Source organism: Flavisolibacter ginsengiterrae DSM 18136 (assembly GCF_059568575.1).
Genome location: NZ_JCANTR010000006.1, coordinates 61,058 through 74,741, shown reverse-complemented (window position 1 = coordinate 74,741; position 13,684 = coordinate 61,058). Strand labels below are relative to the sequence as shown.

Sequence of the window (13,684 nt, the reverse complement as noted above, 5' to 3'; positions counted from 1 at the left end):
AAAAGGAGTTTTGGTTGTAGATTTGATCATTAAGAAATAAAGGTTTTATACATGACACCATCAATTTTTTTAGTTTCCCTGTTATTTGTCGGTATCAGTATGATCGTTTCAATGATCCTGAAGAGCCGGTTTGCTGCCTATAGTAAAATTCCGCTGGCCTCCAGGCTGACGGGAAAGGAAGTTGCAGAAAAAATGCTTAGGGAAAATGGCATATATGACGTAAAAGTTACATCCGTAGATGGCTTTTTAACAGACCACTACAACCCGATTAATAAAACTATCAATCTAAGCCCTGAAGTGTATAACAATTACAATGTGGCTTCGGCAGCCATTGCAGCCCACGAAACGGGACATGCTGTTCAGCACGCTACAGCTTATGCCTGGCTGAACCTGAGAAGTAAGCTAGTACCTGCTGTTCAGTTTAGCTCCAGTATTGTGAACTGGATCCTCCTGATTGGGATATTTATGGCTAGTTCAGGAAATTCAACCTTGCTGTTGGTTGGTATAGCCCTGTTTGCCATGACTGTGATCTTCTCTGTTGTTACCCTTCCTGTTGAGTTTGATGCCAGTCGCAGAGCCCTGGCCTGGCTGGAGCATACCAATGTTACCAATTCACAGGAATTTCCAAAAGCTAAAAATGCATTAACCTGGGCAGCAATGACTTATGTGGTAGCAGCACTGGCAGCGGTAGTTACCCTGGTACAATATATCATGATCTTTATGGGTAGCCGAAACAGGAATTAATACTTTTTGAAATATAGTAAATGAAAAAGGGCCCGTTTGGAGCCCTTTTTCATTTACATTTTTATTTCTTCACCATTCTGGTCAAAAAACCTGAATTCGGTTAGATGATAGTTGTTGTCGGAAGTAATGGTAATATTCTGCCTAAACTTACGCTTCCATTTGGAAGCCCTCGACCATAGCCAGCCTTTTGTAAGATAAGCGTAAACTATTGGATGCACATTCAACGTCAGGTTACGGTGTTTATGAGTGATCAGGTAATTTAAATTCTTTTCTATCTCATCCTCCAGTATCAGGGTTGAGGCTATTTTACCTGTTCCATTACAGGTTGGGCATACTTCCTGGGTATTAATATTCATTTCCGGCTTCATGCGCTGCCGGGTGATCTGCATCAGCCCAAACTTTGAAATGGGGAGAACGGCATGCTTGGCCCTGTCTGGGCGCATGAATTCTTCCATATACTCAACCAGCTTCTTTTTGTTATCTGGTAGCTTCATATCGATGAAGTCCACCACGATAATGCCTCCAATATCACGCAATCGCAACTGGCGGGAAATCTCTTCGGCGGCTTCCAGGTTGGTTTCCAAAGCATTTTGCTCCTGGTTGTTGCTTACACTTTTATAACCGCTGTTCACGTCTATAACATGCAAAGCCTCGGTATGTTCAATGATCAGGTAGGCCCCACTGTTCAGGTTTACGGTTTTGCCAAAGCTGGCTTTTACCTGTTTGGTAATTCCAAAAGTGTCGAATATGGGTGATCCATTCTGGTGAAAGGCGACTATTTCCGCTTTTTCCGGGGCAATCCGTTGTATATAGCTTTTGGCATCCGCGTAAATGCCCTTGTCGTTGGTAACTATGCGGTTAAAGTCCTCATTCAGCAGATCACGAAGGATACTTGTAGTCTTTGTTTGCTCGCTTAAGATCTTTGTCGGAGCCACTGCACCATGTAGGTTGGTTTGGATAGACTTCCACATATCGGTGAGTTCAGAAAGGTCTTCATGCAGTTCTGCGGTATTTTTCCCTTCGGCAGCAGTACGAACGATCACTCCAAAATTCTTGGGCTTGATAGATTCAACAATACGCTGAAGGCGCTTTCTTTCTTCTGATGAATGGATCTTTCGGGAAACAGCAACAATATCATTAAAAGGTGTAAGCACAACGAAACGGCCAGGGAGTGATATTTCACAACTTAACCTGGGACCTTTGGCGGCTATTGGTTCTTTCAGTATCTGAACGAGGATGTTAGGTTTACCACCCAGCACTTCGTTGATCTTGCCTGTTTTAATGATCTCTGGTTCCACCTGGAACTGGCCAAAGTCAAGACCTTCCGGAGACTTATCATTTATGGTCTGTTGGGTAAACTTCAGCAGGGACTTTGCATAGGGGCTCAGATCTGTATAATGAAGGAAGGCATCTTTTTCATAGCCTACATCCACAAATGCGGCATTTAAGCCAGGAATAAGTTTCTTTACCTTTCCTAAATACAGGTCCCCGACAGCGAAACGGGCATCCGTTTTTTCACTGTGTAGTTCAACTAGCTTTTTATCTTCTAATAGAGCAATCTCTACGCCGTGGGCAGTAGAATTAATTATCAATTCCTTATTCACATTACTACAGCTTTATTAATATGCTTTATGGTAATGCTAATTGCTTGTACCGTACTGCTGCAGTAATTTTTCAAAACTAAATTATAGCGGGGCAAATTGATGGGAGGTGCAAACGGCAATAAGGCAATCAGCTATAAAACAGATAAACCGGGAACAATTCAATTGTTCCCGGCTATGTTTAGAACCAACTATTTCCTTTTCTTATGACGGTTCTTTCTTAATCTTTTTTTACGCTTGTGCGTCGCAATTTTATGACGCTTTCTTTTTTTACCACAAGGCATACTTCGTTAATGTTTTGTATTAATTAAAATGAGTTTATTTATTAAGCTGGCTGATTCTTTTCTCAACCTCTTGTTTTAACCCGGTAGCTTTAATGAATGGCAGGCTTTTGCGGTACCACTCAACGGCTGCAGTCTTGTTTCCCAACTGTTCGTACGTTTCAGCTATTCGGAAAATAGCTTCCAGGTTTCCAGGGTTTTGCCGGGCAACAGTCTGAAAACGCTCATTCGCTTTCTCCAGTTGTCCTGATACAAGGCTTGCTTCACCCAGGGTCATTTGTGCATGTATATTAGTGGAATCTTTATCTGCAACTTCTTTAATAAGCCTGATACCTTCCATTGGGGTGGAAAGCCCTCCATATAAATATACCGCTCCCAAATTCACCTTTGATGAATCGTTTGCCGGATTAATTTTCAAAGAACGTTCAAACAGATCTTTTGATTGAACTGCTTCCCATTGTCTTAATTGAGGATCCTGTTCGTTTTTCAGACCTTCTAAAAACAAGCGGGCTGCAAATGTGAGGGATTTTTCTGAATTTTCCAACCTTGCTGCTTCAGCAGTGTACCATGCGAAGGGGGCAAATACTTTAGCAGTATCTTTCCAGAAGCTAGCCAACTGGTGAAAAAGATGCAATTTTTGATTATTTACATCACCCCTTGAGATGCTGTTTTCCAATTGGCTTAACCTGCTAACCTGTTCGTTGGTTAGACTTTCCTTACTGTGGAATAAAATCGTATCTACAGAGAGCGTTTGGGAAGGAGCAGCAGAAGCCCTGGGCGTAGCCATGCGTTTGTGCTCGCCAAAAAGCTGTTTTTGTGTTGCTGCATATAAGCCAAGAACTAATAGGATAGCGATGCTAAGCGTGATCCACTGAGATCTGTTCATAGAAACCCCTCATTTATCTAAGGGGTGGGCAAAGTTACTCCACAGTAGTGGTTTTCTTTACCTCTGCAACAAATTCTTTAGCGGGCTTAAATGCAGGAATGAAATGCTCCGGAATATGCACAGCTACATTCTTCTTGATATTACGTCCTATTTTGGCTGCTCTTTTTTTAGTTATAAAGCTGCCAAAACCACGGATGTAAATGTTTTCGCCTTTAGAAAGCGAATCCTTGATTTCCTTGAACATAGCTTCAAGCGTTACCAGCACATCCACCTTGGGAATGCCTGTTTTTTCTGAGATCTGGTTGACTAAATCTGCTTTTCTCATAGCAAAGTTTTAGGCGTAATTTGAAGCCAATATAATACAAAAAATAGTGATTGTCAATAAAATAGCGATATTCTTGAATTAATTTACGCACTTATTTTATCTCTGTAAAAAAAATTGGTGAAACAAGGGGACCTAAACGGGAAAGAGAAGCAGATCGATCAAATCTTTGTAAAACGGTTGCTTTACTGGAACAAAAAGGATAATAAGCGAGAGATGCCCTGGAAAGGTGAAAAGGATCCCTATAAGATTTGGCTCAGCGAGATCATATTGCAACAAACGAGGGTAGAGCAGGGCCTCAAATATTATGAAAACTTTATCACTGCATTCCCTAATATACAGGCTCTTGCCAATGCTCCTGATGAAAAAGTCTTCAAACTATGGGAAGGTTTGGGTTACTATTCCCGTTGCAGGAACATTCTTGCTACAGCAAGGCATATTTGCAGAAACCTTGAAGGCGAATTTCCAAAAGATCATGCATCCATATTGCAATTGAAAGGGGTAGGTCCTTACACCGCAGCTGCCATAGCTTCCTTTGCGTACAATTTGCCATTTGCTGTTGTTGATGGAAATGTTTTCAGGATCCTATCCCGCGTTTTTGATATTGAAACACCAGTTGATTCCACCCAGGGAAAAAAAGAGATTAATACGATAGCCCAGGAACTGTTACCACTAAAACGTGCGGGTGAATATAACCAGGCGATCATGGACTTTGGTGCATTAGTATGCAAACCATCGCCAGAATGCAGCCAATGTTTCTTAAATGACCTGTGCAAGGCCTACCTGGTTGGTAAACAGCAACTGTTACCCGTAAAAGAAAAAAGGATTGCCATCAAAGAAAGATGGTTTAATTACGTGGTAGTAAAGTATAAAAATGAAATAGCAGTTCACAAGAGAAATGAAAAAGATATCTGGCAGCAATTGTTTGAATTTGCATTGATTGAAACCGCGGAAAGGTATAATACCAGGCAGGTTTTGCAATTATTTGAAAAGCAATTCGGCATCTCTGAATATACTGTTCAGGACACACCAACGGAAAATACCCAGAAATTAACCCATCAACTCATCCATTTCAGGTTTATAACTATTTCCCTTCCACGAAAACAGCCAATTCCTCATTGTAACTGGATTTCTATAGATAACATGCATGCATTAGCCTTTCCCAGGAGCTTAAAGAAATTTGTTGAAACCCTTTAGTCCGGATTATAAGCTATTTGCTGGCAGTAAATTTGATTAACTTTTTTTAAATTTATGTAGAATAGCCTTTAGACGATTTGTAAACAAGATAAATAGTTATTGTATGAGAGGAGTAAATAGAGTCATGCTTATTGGCAATTTAGGGAAAGATCCGGATGTACAATTCTTAGAAGGAAATATAGGAGTAGCAAAATTTCCATTAGCCACTACAGAAACTTTTAAAGACCGCTCAGGAAAATTGATCTCACAAACAGAATGGCATACCGTGGTTTTATGGAGAGGATTGGCGGAACTGGCTCAAAAGTACCTGCATAAAGGCAGTCTTGTTTACATAGAAGGACGTTTAAGAACCAGGAGTTGGGAAGATAAAGAAGGTAACCGCAAATTCGCCACGGAAGTGGTGGGTGATAACCTGATCATGCTGGATAAGCGTTCTGACGCTGCAGGTCCGGCGGCCGGGGGACACGTGGATTCCGGGTTGGAAGGATTTACAGGCCCTGATGCACCAATAGATGAACCAACTGATCTTTCATTCTAACAAATCTATTATTTTTACTTGTAAATACAGGGCAGGCCTTTGACCTGCCTTTGTGATTTATCTGTTCACCAAAACCTTTGCATTGGATCACTCGTCGGTAAAAAACTATTTATATCATTTCGCCCAGATCGCTCATACAGTAAATCCACAGAGCAGTGTATTCCTGGTAGTTTTATTATTAGTGCTCCTCTTACTAAGCTTTATTACCTCGGGTGCTGAAGTAGCCCTCTTCTCACTTCAAAACAGGGATCTTAATATGCTGAAGACTAAACAGCATGCAGCAGCCCGCCGTATTACCAACCTGCTTGAAGAGCGTAAAGCTGTGTATACCTCGCTGCTGATCGCGGGGGGTGTTTTTAATATCAGCATCATCATCCTGGCCAACTTCCTTCTATCTTCAGTTTTGCATATTGGAACCATCAACCTGTTCCTGCCTGTCAATATTGACATGCTTATCAAAATTATCATCATTGCCTTCGTTATAGTTTTCATTGGTAAGATGTTGCCTAAAGTTTGGGCCACTCAAAATACATTGCGTTTTGCCTATAGTACATCAGCGGTGGTGGAAGCATTGCATTTACTCTTACGCAGGATCAGTTTACGCATGGTAGCCATTGCAGACCAGATCAGTGAGACCAGTGGTGCCAATGAATCTGAAGCTGCAAGCATGAAGGAGCTGGATGATGCAATTGAGATCAATAATGTGCAGACTTCCATCGAAGAAAAGAATATCCTGAAAGGCATCGTTAAGTTCAGTAACATCACCGTAAAACAGATCATGAAATTCAGGCTGGACGTTAATGGAGTAGATTATACCACCAGCTTTCCCGACCTGATTAAAAAAGTTGAGGAGTTACATTATTCCAGGCTCCCTGTTTTCAAAAACAGTTTGGATGAAACCATTGGCATTTTAAATACAAAGGACCTTTTACCTTATTTAAATCAACCGGATTTTGACTGGCACCTTGTGATCAGGCCTACCTTATTTGTGCCTGAGTCAAAATTGATCAAAGACCTGCTCAAGGAATTTCAAACCAAGCGTATACATTTTGCCATCGTTGTGGATGAATTTGGAGGAACCAATGGTATCGTTACCATGGAGGATATACTGGAGGAGATCATTGGTGATATCAGGGATGAATTTGATGAAGAGGAGAATGCTATCAGAAAACTGGACGATGTTACCTATATAGCAGATGCCAAGATCATGTTATATGACCTTTGCCGTGCTATGAGCCTTCCCATTGATACCTTCGACCAGGTGAAAGGCGAAAGCGATTCGCTGGCCGGCCTGGTATTGGAAATTGCTGGTGAATTTCCTGCCATTAATGAAGTTGTGTCCAGCGGTGATTTTGATTTTACTGTTTTGGAAACAGAAAGGAACAGAATTAAAACAGTAAAGATTTTCATTAACCATGAAGCTTAGTTTTCTTTTAGCCTTATTGGGTTTCGTTATTATTAGCTGTAATAGTGAATACACGCAAAAGCCCCGGGGATACTATAAGATTGACCTGCCAAAGAAACAATACCAGTTGTTTGAGCAGCCGGGCTATCCTTATTCATTTGAATACCCTGTATATGGTAAGATCATTAAAGATTCCTTATTCTTTGATGAAAAAGCAGAGAACCCTTACTGGATAAATATTGATTTCCCTACGCTGAACGGCAGGTTTTATATCTCTTACAAGGAAATAGGTAAGAATAAATTTGATTCACTGGTAAATGACGCATATACCCTTTCTTACAAGCAGCATACATACAGGGCATCGGCCATTGAGCCTGAACCCTTTACCACTGCTTCAGGGATCGAAGGTGTATTTTTCACTTTGAAAGGTAATGCAGCCACCTCCAGCCAGTTCTTTGCCACTGATACAGTGAAGCATTTTTTGAGGGGCGCATTATACTTTAATGTAACACCTAATGAAGATTCATTGGCTCCGGTTACCAATTTCCTGCGTGAAGACCTTCGGCATCTCATCAACACACTTCGCTGGAAATAATTGACATTAAATAATAACCATTGTCATTATTTAACTATCAAACACGTGAATGCCTGTGTGCTCCGGTATATAATCGTGATGAAAATTAAATATCCCGTTAATACGCTTTATCACTGCCACAGGGAAGATTACCTTTGTTAAAACCTTTTTTGTGATTGCAATTGATAAAATATTGGTCAGTGATGAAGTGGTAGAGGCTCAATTTGTTTGCGACCTTCATAAATGTAAAGGTGGCTGTTGTGAAGATGGAGACGCCGGCGCACCTCTTCTGCCTGAAGAAAAGAAGTTACTGGATGAAAATTTTGGAGTGATCAAACCTTACATGACCCGCGAAGGCCTCCAGGAAATAGAAAGGCAGGGAAAATATTTATATGACCGGGAGTTTGGATGGGTAACACCTACTGTCAATGGCAAGATCTGTGCGTATGGCTACAGGGATAAGCAAGGCATTATTAAATGCTCTATAGAGCAGGCCTGTAATGATGGTAAATTAGAATGGAAAAAGCCAATAAGCTGTCACCTTTACCCCATTAAGCTCACAAAAAGCAAGGAATACACAATGCTCAATTATGAGCCCAGGGAGACCATGTGCAAACCCGCCTGCACTTTAGGTAAGAAATTAAAATTACCTGTTTACAAATTTTTAAAGGAAGCGATCGTTCGTAAGTTTGGAAATGATTTTTATGATGCCCTTCACCAGGTGGCGATAGAGCATTTTGATGAACAAAAGAAGTAACCATGTCTGAGCAATCTTTGGATTTCAACGCAAAAAGCGCCATCAAGGCAGCCGACAGGGACCATCGTCGAAAGATCAACTTCAATATGTCACGCTACAATGCTGTTGTACCTATGGGAAAGCAGCAATTCAAAGATGTGCACCTGGCGCGGGAAAAAGCAAAGAATATTAAGTGGAAGGCCATTGAAACGCTTGATAAGCAACTCGAAAACTTCGAAATGCAGATCAGCAGGAGAGGAGCTAAAGTGATCTGGGCAGAGACTGCAGATGAAGCCTTAGCTGAAATTTTAAAAATTTGCCAGGCCAAAAAATGCTCCACTATAGTTAAGAGCAAGAGCATGGTTACAGAGGAGATACACCTGAATCATTTCCTTGAAGAAAATGGTATTGAAAGCGTGGAGACCGACCTTGGCGAATACATCCAGCAATTGGATGGTGAGCCACCTTACCATATTGTCACACCTGCCATGCACAAAAGCAAGGAAGATGTGGCCAGGGTGTTTGCCCATAAATTAGGCACTTCTCCCCACCTGACACCAACCCAGCTTACCCTGGTTGCAAGGGAAAAATTGCGTGAAAAATATACTGAAGCACAAATAGGAATAACAGGAGCCAATTTTATCATAGCAGATATTGGCGGCATTGCTGTTACTGAAAATGAAGGGAATGCGCGTCTCAGTTCTGCCTTCCCCAAAACCCATATTGTAATTGTTGGCATCGAAAAAGTATTGCCTTCCATTACCGACCTTGGATTATTCTGGCCCTTGCTGGCCACCTATGGCACAGGACAAAAGGTTACAGTGTACAATTCTATCATCTCGGGGCCCCGGCAGGTGAATGAGAACGATGGCCCCACTGAAATGTTTGTGATACTTTTGGATAATGGCCGTACCAACCTCTTAGCCAATGAAAAGGCAAGGGAAGCATTATACTGTATCCGTTGCGGCGCCTGCCTGAACGCATGCCCGGTTTATAAAAATATAGGTGGACATACTTATGGAACCACGTATAGTGGCCCTATAGGTTCCGTCATTACACCACACCTTCGGAATATGGATGAATGGAAGCATTTGAGTTATGCTTCTTCACTATGCGGAAACTGTACCGAAGTTTGTGCGGTTAAAATAAACCTGCACGAATTGCTGCTTGAAAACCGTCATGAGGCGGTTGACGAAGGAGCTGCATCCTTTGGAGAAAAGATGGCCTGGAGGTTCTGGAAAAAGGCTATGTTGAACAGGAAAATTATGAATATGGGTTCAGCGCCTATAAAAACCTGGGTGGTCAATAGCTTTGTAAAAGAATGGAAGAAGAACCGAAGTGAACTCCAATTTCCTAAAAAATCCTTCAATCAATTGTGGAAAGAAAGAAATAACCTGTAATGATCTTTGCAGCTCTGATCTTTAGTCATAGTATTACTCCAAGACTGGAATATATAGCTGCTTTCCTTTCAAGATATTACGGAGCCTTATTTAAATTGACCAGTGATGAAGATGGTTATATAAAATCGGGCTGTTTATGCAAGATCAATTACAGCTACCATCCTCTAGATAAGGGGGAGATATGGATGCATTCACATGCCCTGCTGACTGAATCCGCCATTCATCCTGTAAAGCTTGAGCTATTTGATCATGCGCCATTTTCGGGTGCGCCTGGTAGCTATAAGGCATTTTTTAAAACAGAAGGGAATACGGGCTTTGACCTTTTTGCTGCTATCTTTTTCCTGATCACCAGGTACGAAGAATATTTACCACATAAAAAAGATATGTATGGCAGGTATGCCCATGTGAATTCTTTCGCTTTTAAAGAACAATTTCTTTCAGAGCCTTTGGTGAACACCTGGCTTGAAGATTTCAGGATCTTACTGGCAGAACGGGACCCTTTATTTCGAAAGAATATACCTTCATTTACATTCACGCCTACCTATGATATTGACATGGCCTGGAGTTATATGCACAAGGGGTTAAAAAGGAATGGAGGCGCTTTTTTAAAATCATTTGTAAAAGGTAGTTGGCGTTCTGTATCTGAAAGATCTAAAGTGCTCAGGGGAAAACAGCCAGATCCTTACGATTCCTACGAATGGATGGAGGCTTTGCATAGTCAATATCAATTGGATCCCATTTATTTTTTCCTTGTTGCACATCAACCTGGTAAGTATGATAAGAATATTTCTCTGCATAACCAGGCATTCAAAGAATTGATCAGGAATACAGCTGACAAATATAAAGTTGGATTACACCCTTCCTGGCATAGTGGAGATGTACCGCATTGGTTGATCAGGGAAAAAGAATGGCTGGAACATACTTCAGGCAAGGCCATTAATTCATCAAGACAACATTATATCCGTTTTGAATTGCCCCAAACATACCGGAGGCTGATCACCGCAGGTATCAGGAATGACTATTCCATGGGATATGGCAGTATCAACGGATTCAGGGCTTCTATAGCCTCTTCCTATTACTGGTATGACCTTAAAAATGACGAAGCTACCAACCTGCTTATTCATCCTTTCTGCTTTATGGACGCCAATTCATTTTATGAGCAGGGACAAACGGCAGATGAAGCTGCCAAAGAACTTGCCAGGTATTATGAAACTATTCGTGCAGTAAATGGTACCATGATCACGATCTGGCACAATAGCTTTTTAGGCAATGCAAAGGAATTTAATGGCTGGCGGGAAATTTACCAAATGTTCATAGAAAAGATTAACAGCGATCTCATTTCAGCTTGATGATGGACCTGTTCACGAGGTAAACACCGTACAAAGTGACCAGTACACCCGCAATGATAAAAGGTGTCAGCATTTCTCCAAAAAGGATCCATCCTAATATAACAGCCACTATCGGGTTGATATACGCATAAATGGAAACCTGTTCGGTTGGTAGATTTTGCAAAGCATATAAATAGGCAATAAAGGAAATTACCGAACCAAAGACCACCAGGTAGGCAATGCCCGTCCATGATTGCCAGGGTATTTCTTTATACGGTAGGGCATCATTAGATATATGGGAAACTCCGATAAGGGCAATTCCTGAAATGAACATTTGTAACCCAAGGCCAAAATAGGGATTGAAGATGGCAGCATGTTTTTTGGTGTAGAGAGTGCCAAACGCCCAGGACCATGTAGCTGCTACTGAAAGAAAAATACCCAACCTGAAATCTCCAATGAAAAAATCATTCAGATGTTCATAGAAGATGATGCAAATACCAACAAATCCTATTAAAAGGCCTGTGATCGTTTTCTTATTTAGCCTGGAATGGGAAGAGAACAATCCTATGACCACCAGCCATAAAGGAAAAATGGCACCAATAATTGATCCTAAGCCTGCTGAAATAAACTTAACTCCCCAGGTGGATAGGCCATTGCTCAGCGTAAAATTGAGAAAACCCAATACGAAGATGGTTATCCATTCTTTGCCCCTGGGAAATTTAGCTCCTTTAAATAAAAAGAACAGGATATAACAGGTGCCTCCAAAAAACTGTCGCATGCCTGCCATTTGGAGAGCCGGCATATGACTTACTGCTTCCTTGGATGCTACCCAGGTAGTGCCCCAAAAGAAACAGACCAATGCCAGCGCAATAAATGCTTTGACCTTTGTGCCCTGCTTCTTAAAATTAAAAGGATTCAGGTAAGTAAAATACCGTAAAGGAACATTACTCTTCCGGTCAGGATCAAGGGAAGTTAAGTTAGGTTCCTTATTGTTCATTTATTTTACTGTGGCGCCTATTACATCGCCTTTAAAAATCCTGAGTTGTTTTGGTTTCGTTGCAATCCTTGTTACACTGCTCTTAAAAGCTGCGTATCAATGCCGGAAATGTCTCATGCCAGTCATTACCATTGCCAGGTTGTTAGCCTTACAATATTCAATACTGTCTTTATCTCTTATTGATCCTCCGGGTTGAATGAATGCTGTAATACCTGCCTCGTGCCCTAATTGTACACAGTCATTAAAAGGGAAGAAAGCATCACTGGCCATCACTGCACCGTTCAGGTCAAAATGAAATTGTTTGGCTTTTTCCACAGCATGACGCAGGGCATCTATGCGGCTGGTCTGCCCACAACCTTTTCCAACCAATTGCTGGTTTTTCACCAGTGCGATGGCATTAGATTTCAAATGTTTGCATACCAGGTTGGCAAATTCAAGATCTTTTCTTTCGGCTTCGGTAGAGCCACGGGCTCCAACTTCTTCCCATTTTTCAAAATTGCCCTTGTCCTTCTGCTGTTGCAGTGTTCCGTTTACAGCATTTTTATAAATATTATGGGTCGTGTTGGTATTCTTCAGTTGCAACAATATCCTGTTCTTTTTAGATTTCAATTTATCCAGCGCATCTGAACTAAATGATGGTGCGATCAATACTTCAAAAAATATTTCGCTGATAGCATCTGCAGTAGCCCCGTCAACCTCTTTGTTGCAGACCAAAACACCGCCAAACGCGCTTTCAGGATCACCTGCCAGTGCATCTTTCCATGACTCAAATACTGTATCTCTTGATGCTATGCCACAGACATTGGTATGCTTGATAATGGCAAATGTGGTACCCAGAAATTCCTGTATCAGTTCTATGGCAGCATCAATATCAACCAGGTTGTTGTAAGATATTTCCTTTCCATGCAACTGGTCAAAGCATGCGGAAAGGTCTCCAAAAAATACTGCCTGTTGATGTGGATTCTCCCCGTAACGCAATGGACTCTGAGGACCGCTGCCAATTACGTTTAATGGAGCATCCTGGTGGAAATAATTATGAATGGCAATATCATAATCTGCAACTATACTGAAGGCCCTGGCTGCAAAACTACGCCGTTGATCAAGCCTTGTTTCACCGTTTTGTTGTTGTAATATGTCTATTAATTTCTGGTAATCATCTTTTGATGCCACTACGGTTACATCACTGAAATTCTTAGCAGCTGCCCGTATCATGCTGGGACCACCAATATCGATCTTTTCAATGATCAGTTTTTCTTCATTTGTCTGTGCTACAGTTTCCTGGAAGGGATACAGGTCTACAATAACCAGGTCAATGACCGGGATATTATATTGTTTCATTTCTTCCAGGTCCGTTTCATTATCCCTGCGTCCAAGGATTCCACCAAATACCGATGGATGAAGCGTCTTTACACGTCCGCCCAAAATCGATGGATAGGTGGTCAGCTCTTCAACTGGAACAACACCAATGCCAAGATTCTGAATATAATTTTGAGTTCCGCCTGTGGAATAAATGGTTACCCCGTGGTTGTGAAGTTCTTTTACCAATGGCTCCAGACCTTCTTTATAAAAAACAGATATGAGTGCAGAGGAAATTTTCTTGTTCATGGAAATTGATTGAGCAATTCAGTTTACCTGGAATATAAGAGCCGCAAAGGTACTCCACTGCATTTTTACC

Annotated in this window: 13 protein-coding genes; 8 read left to right on the top strand and 5 right to left on the bottom strand. The window is 41.4% G+C overall.

Annotated features, from left to right (window positions below; genetic code table 11):
• Positions 1-51 precede the first annotated feature (51 nt).
• Positions 52-744: a zinc metallopeptidase gene (locus tag BP74_RS08260; RefSeq protein ID WP_496372951.1), complete on the top strand. Its 693-nt coding sequence runs from the start codon at positions 52-54 to the stop codon at positions 742-744.
• A 53-nt stretch (positions 745-797) separates the two neighbouring features.
• Here BP74_RS08260 and BP74_RS08255 read toward each other — a convergent pair whose 3' ends face one another.
• From BP74_RS08255 to BP74_RS08245, 3 genes are all read right to left on the bottom strand, one after another.
• Complete coding sequence (locus BP74_RS08255; RefSeq protein WP_496372949.1) at positions 798-2,348, bottom strand: Rne/Rng family ribonuclease; 1,551 nt, start codon at positions 2,346-2,348, stop codon at positions 798-800.
• A 315-nt stretch (positions 2,349-2,663) separates the two neighbouring features.
• Positions 2,664-3,512 carry a tetratricopeptide repeat protein gene (locus BP74_RS08250; RefSeq protein WP_496372947.1) on the bottom strand — a complete coding sequence of 283 codons (849 nt, stop codon included), beginning with the start codon at positions 3,510-3,512 and terminating at the stop codon, positions 2,664-2,666.
• Positions 3,513-3,546: 34 nt separating this feature from the next.
• Entirely contained in the window at positions 3,547-3,837 is a 291-nt protein-coding gene (locus BP74_RS08245; RefSeq protein ID WP_072834073.1) for an HU family DNA-binding protein, read from the bottom strand.
• Between the two features lie 117 nt (positions 3,838-3,954).
• Here BP74_RS08245 and mutY point away from each other — a divergent pair, with 117 nt between their 5' ends.
• The 7 genes from mutY (at position 3,955) to BP74_RS08210 (ending at position 11,033) form a co-directional block, all read left to right on the top strand.
• Positions 3,955-5,031: an A/G-specific adenine glycosylase gene (mutY, locus tag BP74_RS08240; RefSeq protein WP_496372945.1), complete on the top strand. Its 1,077-nt coding sequence runs from the start codon at positions 3,955-3,957 to the stop codon at positions 5,029-5,031.
• 103 nt (positions 5,032-5,134) lie between these two features.
• Positions 5,135-5,569, top strand: coding sequence for a single-stranded DNA-binding protein (locus BP74_RS08235; RefSeq protein ID WP_496372943.1), 435 nt, complete (start codon positions 5,135-5,137; stop codon positions 5,567-5,569).
• Between the two features lie 82 nt (positions 5,570-5,651).
• Positions 5,652-6,995: a gliding motility-associated protein GldE gene (gldE, locus tag BP74_RS08230; RefSeq protein WP_496372941.1), complete on the top strand. Its 1,344-nt coding sequence runs from the start codon at positions 5,652-5,654 to the stop codon at positions 6,993-6,995.
• Positions 6,985-7,569, top strand: a complete 585-nt coding sequence (gene gldD, locus BP74_RS08225) for a gliding motility lipoprotein GldD (protein ID WP_496372939.1) — start codon at positions 6,985-6,987, stop codon at positions 7,567-7,569. The genes gldE and gldD overlap by 11 nt, the downstream gene beginning before the upstream one ends.
• Positions 7,570-7,720: 151 nt before the next feature.
• On the top strand, positions 7,721-8,305 hold the full coding sequence (locus BP74_RS08220; RefSeq protein WP_496372937.1) for a DUF3109 family protein: 585 nt from the start codon (positions 7,721-7,723) through the stop codon (positions 8,303-8,305).
• 2 nt (positions 8,306-8,307) lie between these two features.
• Complete coding sequence (locus BP74_RS08215) at positions 8,308-9,684, top strand: LutB/LldF family L-lactate oxidation iron-sulfur protein (protein WP_496372935.1); 1,377 nt, start codon at positions 8,308-8,310, stop codon at positions 9,682-9,684.
• Positions 9,684-11,033: a polysaccharide deacetylase family protein gene (locus BP74_RS08210; RefSeq protein ID WP_496372933.1), complete on the top strand. Its 1,350-nt coding sequence runs from the start codon at positions 9,684-9,686 to the stop codon at positions 11,031-11,033. Before BP74_RS08215 ends, BP74_RS08210 begins: the two co-directional genes overlap by 1 nt.
• Here the strand turns inward: BP74_RS08210 and BP74_RS08205 are convergent.
• The gene (locus tag BP74_RS08205; protein ID WP_496372931.1) at positions 11,020-12,009 is read right to left on the bottom strand and encodes a DMT family transporter; all 990 of its coding nucleotides are present in this window, start codon (positions 12,007-12,009) and stop codon (positions 11,020-11,022) included. The two genes, BP74_RS08210 and BP74_RS08205, sit on opposite strands and share 14 nt — an antisense overlap.
• 96 nt (positions 12,010-12,105) lie before the next feature.
• Positions 12,106-13,614 (bottom strand): bifunctional phosphoribosylaminoimidazolecarboxamide formyltransferase/IMP cyclohydrolase, encoded by a 1,509-nt coding sequence (purH, locus tag BP74_RS08200; protein ID WP_496372929.1) that lies wholly within the window; start codon positions 13,612-13,614, stop codon positions 12,106-12,108.
• Between the last annotated feature and the right edge of the window lie 70 nt (positions 13,615-13,684).